We start from the raw sequence: 10,632 nt of genomic DNA, 5'->3' as shown, positions 1-10,632 counted from the left end.
CGCTCTCGTGGTGCGTGCGCGGCGCCGTGCGGCGTCGGCGTCAGTGCCTGTCGCTCAGTGCTTCTCGGGGCCGACGTGGTACTCGAAGACCAGTCCCGCCGCGGTGCCCATGATGACCACGGCCGCGAAGATCGCCAGCCAGAAGTTGCCGGTCGCGAAACCGACCGCAAACGTCGAGGCGCCGAGCGCGATCAGGATGGGCCACCAGGAGTGCGGGCTGAAGAAGCCCAGCTCCCCGGCGCCGTCCTCGACCTCGGCGTCCTCGTAGTCCTCGGGACGGATCTCGACGCGCCGGGCGACGAACCGGAAGAACGTGCCCGCGATGAGCGTCAGGCCGGCCGCGAAGAACAGGCCGACGACGCCGACCCACTCGATGCCCTTGCTGGTGAACGCGGTGAAGAGGGTGTATGCGACGCCCGTCAGAAAGAAGAAGGCGGTCAGCATCTCGAAGAGGCGTGCCTCGATCTTCATCGTCAGCTCACTTCCTTGGTGCAGTTGGCGAGGGTCGGGTTGTCGGGATCACCGGTGGCACCGACGGAGCCGTCGGTCGCGCGGCGGGTGTCGAACGGCACCGTGGTCACCGCTTCGGGTGCCTGGCAGATCGACGCGAGCGCTTCCGCATTGGTGGCGCTGGGGTTCGCCTCGCGGAACCGGATGTAGCTGTCGAAGTCCTCCGGCGAGACGGCGCGGACCTCGAAGTTCATCATCGAGTGGTACGTACCGCACATCTCGGCACAGCGGCCGACGAAGGCGCCGGTCCGGTCGATCGACTTGATCTGGAAGATCGGGTCGGTCGCGTTCTGCTCGGGGAACGGGAAGACGTCGCGCTTGTAGAGGAACTCCGGCACCCAGAACGAGTGGATGACGTCGGCCGAGGCGATGTTGAACTCGATGCGCTTGCCGGTCGGCAGCACCAGGACCGGGATCTCCGACGACGAGCCGACCGTCTCGATCCGGTCGAACTTCAGGTAGTCGCGGATGTCGTCGTCACGACCGCCGGCCGGACCGGGCAGCTCACCGTGCTCGCCGCCCTCGTCGCTGCCGGCGTGCTCGGTCTCGGCGCCGCTACCGGTCTGCGCCTGGATCTCGAACGGGTTGCCGTTCTGCTCGAAGCCGTTGTAGGTGGTGCCGTCGGAGAACTCGACCTGGTTGTAGCCGAACTTCCAGTTCCACTGGAACGCGGTGACGTCGACGACGACCTTGGAGTCGTTGTTCTTGCCCTCGACGTTGTTCTGCACGATGACCGTGAAGTAGAAGAGCACGGCGATGATGACGAACGGGATCGCCGTGTAGGTGAGCTCCAGCGGCACGTTGTATGCCGTCTGGCGCGGGAACACGCCCTTCTTGGCGTCGTTCGCGCGGTGGAACGTGATCGTCCAGAAGATCAGCGCCCAGACCAGGACACCCATGACCAGCGCCGCGATGACCGACCAGGTCCACAGATCGACCATCTCTTTGCCGTCGGGCGTGACGCCCTCGGGCCAACCGAAACGCATCGCCTCACTGGCGCTGCAACCCGACATCAGCAGTGCGCCGAGGCCGAGAGCGGCGACGAATCCGAGTCGCTTCATCGTCCGCGACGCTGATGAGACACGCCTCGCTCGGGGCCGTCCACCGTGTGCCAATTTCACGCCTTCCTGCTCGCTCACCGGCGCCCTCGCGCCGAGGTGAGTGCATGCCACATGACCTGCACGGGGCAAGGTCTTGCTGTGGACACACAGCAATTCTTGCACCTAGTACTACGCAGCGTAGACCAACCCGCGGAAGCTGTCGGAATCGGGGCGCGATCGGCGTCGTGTCCCCCTCCCTCGGTCCCGCACCGGCGCCCACGGGTCGCGCGCGACAGTCGCGTTCGCTCGCACGGCCCACCGCGCCACATAGGAACTCCGCCCGCCGCTTCAGGCATACTCGGACGCGATCCGGCCCGGCGTCGGAATCGTGCGTGGACTGGCAACTGAACGGAGAGAACGAGACGTGTGTGGTCTGCTCGGCCTACTGACATCCGACGGAACGGCCGCCGATGTCGTCGAACCGGTGGCGGTGGCCTCGCACTGCATGCGGCATCGCGGACCCGACGAGCCCGGTACATGGCACGACGACGACATCGTGTTCGGGTTCAATCGCCTCTCGATCATCGACATCGAGCATTCGCATCAGCCGCTGCGCTGGGGCCCGCCCGAGAATCCCGACCGTTACGCGCTGGTGTTCAACGGCGAGATCTACAACTACCTCGAGATTCGCGCCGAGCTGGCGAAGGACGAGGGGGTGCTGTTCCGGACCGAGGGTGACAGCGAAGCGATCGTCGCAGCGTTCCACCACTGGGGCCCCGACGCGGTCAAACGGCTTCGCGGCATGTTCGCCTTCGCGATCTGGGACACCGAGAACCGCTCGCTCTTCCTCGCCCGCGACCCGTTCGGCATCAAGCCGCTGTTCGTGGCGTCGGGCCCGGGCGGGCTGATCTTCGGCAGCGAGAAGAAGAGCCTGCTCGAGCTGATCGAACGCGTCGGGCTGTCGACCGAGCTCGATCCCCGCGCGATCGAGCACTACACCGTGCTGCAGTACGTCCCGGAGCCCGAGACGATCCACGCGTCGATCCGGCGGCTCGAGTCGGGCTGCCACGCGACCGCCACGCCGGGCAGTCCCCTGTCGATCCGGCGATACTTCACCCCGCAGTTCGGTGTTCGCCCGGTCACCGAGGCCACCCGGCAGAAGCGCTACGACGAGATCGCCGACGTCCTCGCCGATTCGGTCGCCAAGCACATGCGCGCCGACGTCACGGTCGGGTCGTTCCTGTCCGGCGGCATCGATTCGACGGCCATCGCGGCGCTCGCGATCCGGCACAACCCCGACCTCATCACCTTCACCACCGGCTTCGAGCGCGAGGGCTACTCGGAGGTCGACGTCGCCGCCGAGTCCGCGGAGGCGATCGGCGCTCGGCATGTCGTGAAGGTCGTCGGGCCGTCGGAGTTCATCGAGTCGATCCCGTCGATCGTCTGGTACCTCGACGATCCGGTCGCCGACCCGGCACTCGTCCCGCTGTACTTCGTGGCCGCCGAGGCGCGCAAGCACGTCAAGGTGGTCCTGTCCGGCGAGGGCGCCGACGAGTTGTTCGGCGGCTACACGATCTACAAGGAACCGCTGTCCCTCGCCGCGTTCGACCGGCTGCCCCGTGCGCTGCGTCGTGCGGCGGGCAAGGTGTCCGAGCGGATTCCGGAGGGGACCCGCGGCAAGAGCCTGCTGCACCGCGGGTCGCTCACGCTCGAGGAGCGCTACTACGGCAACGCCCGCAGCTTCGACGACGCGCGGCTCCGCGCGGTGCTGCGCGACTACCGTCCCGAATGGACCCACACCGACGTCACCGCACCGATCTACGCGATGAGCCAGGGCTGGGACCCGGTGGCCCGCATGCAACATCTGGACCTCTTCACCTGGCTGCGCGGGGACATCCTGGTCAAGGCCGACAAGATCACCATGGCCAACTCCCTCGAGCTGCGGGTGCCGTTCCTCGACCCGGAGGTCTTCGCGATCGCCGAAGGTCTCCCCCACGACGAGAAGATCGCGCACGGCACAACGAAATACGCGTTGCGCAAGGCGCTGGAGCAGATCGTCCCGGCGCACGTCCTGCATCGCAAGAAGCTCGGCTTCCCGGTCCCCATCCGCCACTGGCTGGCCGGCACCGAGATGTTCGACTGGGCGCACGACACGATCATGCATTCGCAGACCGATCACATCTTCGCCAAAGACGCGGTTGTCGCGATGCTCAACGAGCACCGAGAAGGCGTGGTGGACAACAGCCGTCGTCTCTGGACGGTCCTGATGTTCATGGTCTGGCACGGCATCTTCGTCGAGGGCACAATCGTCCCGGAGATCATCGACCACACCTACCCCGTGCGGGTCTGATTCCCCGACAACCGAAGCCGCCCACGAATCCGGGGCGGCTTCGGTGGCGACGGCGTCAGTGCGCGAGCTTGAGACCGATGACCCCGCCGACGATCATCACCAGGAACAGCGCCTTGAGCAGCGAAACCGGTTCCTCACCGGTGGCCATCGCATAGACGACGGTCAGCACCGCGCCGATACCGACCCACACCGCATAGGCGGTCCCGACCGGCAGATCGCGCATCGCATACGCCAGTCCGACCATGCTGGCGACCAGCGCGACCCCGAACACGGCCGTCGGACCCAGCTTGCTGAAACCCTCCGACTTGCCCAGCGCGGTTGCCCACACGGCTTCCAGGACACCGGACACGATCAGAACGATCCACGACATGACGCTCCCTCCGGGCCGTCTTGTCGCACACCGGGTACAGCACCCCTCGTCCGGGAGTCCTCGATCGGGACTCCGTTCCAACGTCTCACGCCGGGGCGGGGGTGGCAACGTCAGACGCGTCACCACCCCGGAGAACCGGACTCAGCCGGCGAACGCCGCCTTGATCTCCGCGGCCGCCTCGGCGCCGTAGGCGCCCTCGATCCGAGCCAGGGCCGAGTCCGGGTCCCAGGCCCAGTCCTGTGTCGAGACGGTCTCCAGCACGAGCACCGCGACCATCGAGCCGACCTGTGCGGCCCGCTCGAAGTCGAGTCCGCGCGCCAGCGCGGACAGGAACCCGGCGCGGAACCCGTCGCCGACACCGGTGGGGTCGACCTTCTCCGTTTCCGGCACGACGGGGACGTGGATGCGCGTGCCGTCGCGGTCGACGATCTCGACGCCGTCCTTGCCGAGCGTCGTGACGCGCACGCCGACCATCTCCGCGACCTGCGCCTCGGACAATCCGGCTTTCTGGCGCAGCAGTCCCCACTCGTACTCGTTGGTGAACAGGTAGGCGGCGCCGTCGATGAGCGTGCGGGTCTGCTCCCCGTCGAGGCGGGCCAGCTGCTGCGACGGGTCCGCCGCGAACGGGATACCGGCGGCCCGGCACTCTTCGGTGTGGCGGATCATCCCGGCCGGATCGTCGGCCCCGATGAGGACGAGGTCGGGCGCCCCGACCTCGGCGATGACCTCGGACAGCACGATCTCGCGGCTCTCGCTCATCGCGCCGGCGTAGAACGTGGCGAGCTGGGCCATTGTCTCGTCGGTGGTGCACATGAACCGGGCGGTGTGGTGGGTCTCCGAGACCCGCACGCCGCGGCAGTCGACCCCGTTGGCTTCGAGCCACTGGCGGTAGTCGTGGAAGTCGGACCCGACCGCGCCGACCAGAACGGGCGCACCGCCGAGCTGACCCATCGCGTAGCAGATGTTGCCGCCGACACCGCCGCGCCGAACGACGAGATCCTCCACGAGGAAGCTGAGGGAGATGTGTTCGAGGTGGTCTCCGAGCAGCTGCTCGGAGAACTTGCCCGGGAACTTCATCAGATGGTCGGTTGCGATGGACCCACACACAACGATTGCCACTGGAGATCTCGACCCTTCGATTGGTTGCCCGACGGATGTACCCAGCAGGTGGTCACCTCACCCGGACAGGTGATGACGCAGACAGGTGTCCACGCTACCCACTCATCGGCAAACGACACCGGCCGCACCCCAAGTGGGATGCGGCCGGTACCGGAAACTTGCTGACGTGTACGGCGTCAGTTGAACGAATCGCCGCAGGCGCAACTGCCGGTGGCGTTCGGGTTGTCGATGGTGAAGCCCTGCTTCTCGATGGTGTCGACGAAGTCGATGGTGGCACCCTGCACGTAGGGGGAGCTCATGCGGTCGACGGCGAGGGTGACGCCACCGAAATCGGTGGTGATGTCGCCGTCGAGAGTGCGGTCGTCGAAGAAGAGCTGGTATCGCAGACCCGCGCAACCACCCGGCTGTACGGCGATACGCAGCGCGAGGTCGTCGCGGCCCTCCTGGTCGAGCAGCGCTTTGGCCTTCGACGCGGCTGCGTCGCTGAGGATGACGCCGGTGCTCGTGGCTGTGCCCGTTTCGTTCTGCACGGTCATGGATGCTCCTGTAAGTGGTGTGGTCCCGGTGCATCGTGGCCCGATGCCGTGGTTGGGGTGTGCCCTCACGGTCGTTCGGGGTTCACCCGCTCGCCGGGAGGTCGACCGGTGTGCCCGTGCGTACAACCGTACTCCTCCCCGTGGTATTCCCGTCCAGTCGGACGGGCGTTTCCGGGAGGTCGGCACCCGATTCGGCGGCACGGCGCAACGCCGAGGTCAGCCCGGACGGTCCGCCGCCCGGAAGTCCGATGCGACCGACGTCGCGAGCGCGACGAGCTGATTCTCCGCATCGTTCATCGCGACCTCGACCGATCCGGCGATGTCGACGATCGCGTACGCGGCCGCGACACCGGCCGCTCGGATCTCGTCGAGGCCCAGCGCGACCTGACCCGCGAGGACGATCGTCGGCGCACCCGCGCCCCGGGCGCCGATCGTCGAGGCCGCGGCGTGAAGTGCGGCGACCACCTTGCCCCGGAGCGTCTGGGCGTCGAACTTCCCCTCTCCGGTGACGACGACATCGGCCGCGGCCACCTCGGCCGCCAGCCCGGTCGCCTCCGCGACGACGGTGGCACCGGACACCCGGGTACCGCCGAGCGCGAGCAGCGCCGCACCCAGCCCGCCCGCGGCGCCGGCGCCGGGCTCATCGGCGACATCCCGGTCGGCGAGCGCACTCAACACCTGTGCCCAGTGGGCGAGGCGCGTCTCGAGCAGTTCGACCGTCTCCGGGTCGGCGCCCTTCTGCGGACCGAAGACGGCGGCGGCTCCCGACGGCCCGAGCAGCGGGTTCTCCACATCGGACGCCACCACCAGATCCACACCCCGGAGTCGCTCCCGGGCGCGGTCGCCGCCGCCGAGGGCTGCCACGAGGCCGGCGCCGCCATCGGTGGTCGCACTGCCGCCGAGCCCGATCACGATCCGCTCGGCCCCGCGCGCCAGCGCCGCCGCGACGAGCTCGCCGACTCCGCGGGTATCGGCTGCCGTCGCCGTCCGCGGCGTCGGCGTCCCGCCCAGCTGGTGCAGACCGCATGCCTGGGCGCACTCGATGTATGCGGTCGACGCGTCGTCGAGAAGCCATCGCGCGATGACCCCCGCCCCGAGCGGACCGGACACCGGTTCGGCGATCACGGTCCCGAACCGCGAGGCGAGCACGTCGACGAAGCCGGGTCCGCCATCCGACTGCGGAGCCACGACGAGCTCGTCCCCGCGCCGTGCCGCACGCCATCCCCGGGCGATCGCCCGAGCCGCGACCACTGCGGACATGGTGTCACCGAACGAATCCGGCGCGATCAGGATCCGCACCGGGATCCCGCCGTCGGCCCCGTGGGTGCTCCACCGCGCTTCGCGCCGTTCCCGGTCATGAGCACGGAGTGTAAGTGGCCGAACCCGACCCGGCAGCGCGACATCGACGCAAGGCGGATCGGCGAGCCAGCGCGCGACGCCGCGGATGCCGAGTACGCCGGGTGACCACCCGAAAGCGACGACCACGCGTTTGTCTCGCAACATCGATCACCTAGGCTCTACAGCGTGAAGCTGCCATGGAAGAAGGACGACACCCAGGCGGATTCCGGCGACAGCTCGGTCTCCACCTACACCGCCGACGACGAGTCCGGCACCGACGTCGCGCCCTCCACCAAGGGCAGCAAGTACACCCCGGGCAAGGGTCGTCCGACGCCGTCTCGCCGACAGGCCGAGAACAAGCGACGCGGTCCCGTCGCACCGCCCCCGACGAACCGCGCCGAGGCGCGCGCCCGCAAGAAGGAACTGAAGTCCACGCTCTCCAAAGAGGAGAAGCGCGCACTCTCCGCCGAGCGCCGCGAGAAGCGGCTCCAGCAGCGCGAACGGATGATGGCCGGCGACGAGGCCTACCTGATGCCGCGCGACAAGGGCGCCTCGCGGCGCTACACCCGCGACATCGTCGACGCCCGACGCAACTTCGCCGGGCTGTTCATGCCGTTCGCGATCCTGCTGATCGTGTTGATGTTCCTGGTCCCGCAGGCAGCGGCGCTGACCAACCTGATCCTGGTCGCCTTCGTCGTGCTGATGGCGGCCGACGGTGTGATCCTGGGCCGCATGGTCAATCGGCGGGTCGCCGAACGTTTCCCCGAGTCCAGCGACGGCGGTTTCAAGCTGGGCTGGTACGCGTTCACGCGCGCGATGCAGCTGCGCAAGATGCGCGCCCCCAAGCCGATGGTCTCGCCGGGCGACGAAGTCTGATCGATGACCGATCGCGCAGCGCGCACCCTCGTCCTCGGCGGCGTGCGCTCGGGTAAGTCCGCGCACGGAGAGTCGTTGCTCGACGGCCACCGTCAGATCCGCTACCTGGCCACGGGCCCGCTGACGTCCTCCGACGGGGAGTGGATGGACCGGGTCCGGCTCCATCGCGAACGCCGCGACGACCGGTACACGACGATCGAGACGACCGATCTCGGCCAGGCCCTGCGCGCCGCGCCCGACATCCCGGCCCTCGTCGACGACCTGGGCAACTGGCTCACCGCGCAGATCGACGCCGTCCACGGTTGGACCTCGGGTTCGGAGATCGACCTCGACGGCCGGATCGACGACCTGTGCGATGCCCTGCGCGCGATGTCGGCCGACTTCGTGATCATCAGCCCGGAAGCCGGCCTCTCGCTCGTACCGCCCACCCCCGCCGGCCGGGTGTTCCAAGACCTGCTCGGGACCCTCAACGTCCGGGTCGCCGAGGTGTGCGAGCGTGTCGATCTCGTCGTCGCCGGCCGGGTCCTGCACCTCCCCGCCGGAGCTCCCGCCGACGAGTCCGGAATCCCGCATGCAACAGCCGGCGCGGACCCGGCCGGCAACGCGGACCCGGCGTCGGACGCCCCGGTTTCGGCCACCCCGGCATCGGACACCCCGACGACGACTCCGTCCACCTCCGACGACCCGACCGCGACGCCGCCGAGCACAGCAGCGGCGGCCGCGGTGGCAACCACTTTCGGCGCAGCACCCGAACCTGTTGCGGGCGTGGGTGTCTCGGAACGGCCCCGGCCCGACCCCACGGACGCCGAGGTGTTCGCACCGATCGCGCCGCCGGACGAGGCGGTCGCGCAGGATGCGCGGAAACGGCAGGCGGTACTCACCAAGCCGCCGGGGTCGCTGGGCCGCGTCGAGGAGATCGGCGTCTGGATCGCCGCATGCCAGGGGCAGTGTCCGCCCGCGCCACTCATCTCCCCCACCGTCGTCGTCTTCGCCGGCGATCACGGTGTCGCACGCGGCGGCGTGTCGGCGTTCCCACCCGAGGTGACCGCGCAGATGGTCGCCAACATCGCCGCGGGGGGTGCCGCAGTGAACGTGATGGCGGGCCGTGTCGGCGCCGCGGTGAAGGTCGTCGACATGTCCGTCGACGCCGACACCCCGCCGGAACTGTCGCGGTACAAGGTCCGTCGCAGCAGCGAAGACCTCCGCACCACCGACACCATCAGCCTCGCCGAGGCACGTGAGGCGCTGGCCGCCGGACGCGCCATCGCCGACGACCTCGTCGACTCGGGCACCGACCTGCTCATCGCCGGCGAGATGGGCATCGGCAACACCACCCCGGCGACCGTCCTCATCGGCGCGCTGACCCGGCGCGAGCCGGTCGAGATCGTCGGCCGCGGCACCGGCGTCGACGACGCCGGATGGATGCGGAAGACGGCCGCGATCCGAGACGGAATGCGTCGCGCGCGCAAGGTCATCCACGACCCCCTCGCGCTGCTCGCCGCCGTCGGCGGCGCCGATCTCGCCGCCACCGTCGGCTTCCTCGCCCAAGCGGCGCTGCGTCGGACGCCGGTCATTCTCGACGGCGTGGTGATCACCGCCGCGGCGATGGTCGCCAACGAACTCGCACCGGGGGCGATGCGCTGGTGGATCGCCGGACACCGGTCGGTCGAACCCGCCCATCAGATCGCGCTGGACCACCTCGATCTCGTTCCGGTACTCGACCTCTCGATGCGCCTGGGCGAAGGCAGCGGTGCCGTCCTGGCACTGCCGATCGTGCAATCCGCCGCCGACCTGCTCGGCTCGATGGCCACCTTCGACGAGGCGGGGGTGTCCGACCGGGAGGCCGAACACGCCACCGTCCAGACGACCTGACGCCGAACCGATCCGAGATGATCTCGCCGATCCGGGCGCTGCGCACCGCGTTCAGCTGGCTCACGGTGGTACCCGTCGGTGGTCACGCAGGCGCTTCCGCACCCGACCGGGAGCTGGGAGCGGCGGTCATGGCGTCGGTCCCGGCGATCGGCGCCGCCCTGGGCGCGGCGTCGGCAGGACTGGCTTTCGGGCTCGCGCAGACCGACCTCCCGGCGGTCACGGCGGGCGTGCTGATCGTCGTGCTGCTCGGCGTCGCCACCCGGGGCATGCACCTCGACGGGCTCGCCGACACCGCGGACGGACTCGGGTGCTACGGGCCGCCCGATCGTGTCACCGAGGTCATGCGCAGCGGCACCGTCGGACCGTTCGGCGTCGCGACGCTTGTCCTCACACTCGCCGTGCAGTCGACCGGGTTCGCCGCGCTCGCGAACGGGTCTCGTTGGTACGACCTCGTTTTCGCGATCGCCCTCGGGCGGTTCGGCGCAGTCGTCGGCACCCGGCGGTCCCTGGAACCGGCCCACCACAACGGTTTCGGCGCCCTGGTCGCGGGGACCCAGCGCTCCTCGGTCGCCGCGTGGTTCGTGGTGGCCCTGCTCGCAACCGTGCCGCTCGGACTGTCCG

The 10,632-nt window shown here is 69.2% G+C and carries 10 protein-coding genes and 1 riboswitch; of the genes, 4 read left to right on the top strand and 6 right to left on the bottom strand.

The genetic code is table 11. The annotated features are described in order from the left end of the window. Positions 1-54 precede the first annotated feature (54 nt). Together M4D77_RS22150 and M4D77_RS22145 are read right to left on the bottom strand one after the other, a co-directional pair. Positions 55-471 (bottom strand): cytochrome c oxidase subunit 4, encoded by a 417-nt coding sequence (locus tag M4D77_RS22150; RefSeq protein WP_058253080.1) that lies wholly within the window; start codon positions 469-471, stop codon positions 55-57. A gap of 2 nt (positions 472-473) precedes the next feature. Further along, positions 474-1,571 (bottom strand): cytochrome c oxidase subunit II, encoded by a 1,098-nt coding sequence (locus tag M4D77_RS22145; protein WP_259937419.1) that lies wholly within the window; start codon positions 1,569-1,571, stop codon positions 474-476. A 403-nt stretch (positions 1,572-1,974) separates the two neighbouring features. On the opposite strand from M4D77_RS22145, the gene asnB reads away from it, so the two are divergent. Next, the gene (gene asnB / locus M4D77_RS22140) at positions 1,975-3,900 is read left to right on the top strand and encodes an asparagine synthase (glutamine-hydrolyzing) (RefSeq protein WP_065630051.1); all 1,926 of its coding nucleotides are present in this window, start codon (positions 1,975-1,977) and stop codon (positions 3,898-3,900) included. Between the two features lie 55 nt (positions 3,901-3,955). Here the strand turns inward: asnB and M4D77_RS22135 are convergent, their stop codons facing one another. From M4D77_RS22135 to M4D77_RS22120, 4 genes are all read right to left on the bottom strand, one after another. After that, a complete protein-coding gene (locus M4D77_RS22135; protein WP_068972093.1) occupies positions 3,956-4,270 on the bottom strand; it encodes a multidrug efflux SMR transporter in 315 nt (104 codons plus the stop codon). 9 nt (positions 4,271-4,279) lie between these two features. Beyond that, positions 4,280-4,346, bottom strand: a riboswitch (guanidine-III (ykkC-III) riboswitch). Positions 4,347-4,411: 65 nt separating this feature from the next. Then, the gene (locus M4D77_RS22130) at positions 4,412-5,389 is read right to left on the bottom strand and encodes a carbohydrate kinase family protein (protein ID WP_259937418.1); all 978 of its coding nucleotides are present in this window, start codon (positions 5,387-5,389) and stop codon (positions 4,412-4,414) included. Positions 5,390-5,565: 176 nt separating this feature from the next. Next, positions 5,566-5,925 carry an iron-sulfur cluster assembly accessory protein gene (locus tag M4D77_RS22125; protein WP_259937417.1) on the bottom strand — a complete coding sequence of 120 codons (360 nt, stop codon included), beginning with the start codon at positions 5,923-5,925 and terminating at the stop codon, positions 5,566-5,568. Between the two features lie 216 nt (positions 5,926-6,141). Then, positions 6,142-7,224, bottom strand: coding sequence for a glycerate kinase (locus M4D77_RS22120; protein WP_259937420.1), 1,083 nt, complete (start codon positions 7,222-7,224; stop codon positions 6,142-6,144). A gap of 225 nt (positions 7,225-7,449) precedes the next feature. Here M4D77_RS22120 and M4D77_RS22115 point away from each other — a divergent pair, with 225 nt between their 5' ends. From M4D77_RS22115 to M4D77_RS22105, 3 genes are all read left to right on the top strand, one after another. Then, complete coding sequence (locus M4D77_RS22115) at positions 7,450-8,139, top strand: DUF3043 domain-containing protein (RefSeq protein ID WP_058253102.1); 690 nt, start codon at positions 7,450-7,452, stop codon at positions 8,137-8,139. Between the two features lie 3 nt (positions 8,140-8,142). Continuing rightward, positions 8,143-10,011, top strand: coding sequence for a nicotinate-nucleotide--dimethylbenzimidazole phosphoribosyltransferase (gene cobT / locus M4D77_RS22110; RefSeq protein WP_259937416.1), 1,869 nt, complete (start codon positions 8,143-8,145; stop codon positions 10,009-10,011). Between the two features lie 17 nt (positions 10,012-10,028). Beyond that, the coding region (locus M4D77_RS22105; RefSeq protein WP_259937415.1) for an adenosylcobinamide-GDP ribazoletransferase at positions 10,029-10,632 on the top strand (604 nt) is incomplete at its 3' end.

Source organism: Gordonia sp. p3-SID1431, assembly GCF_025143765.1.
Lineage (GTDB): Bacteria > Actinomycetota > Actinomycetes > Mycobacteriales > Mycobacteriaceae > Gordonia > Gordonia hongkongensis.
The sequence above is the reverse complement of the archived record's forward strand: the minus strand, read 5'-3'. Positions and strand labels throughout refer to the sequence as shown.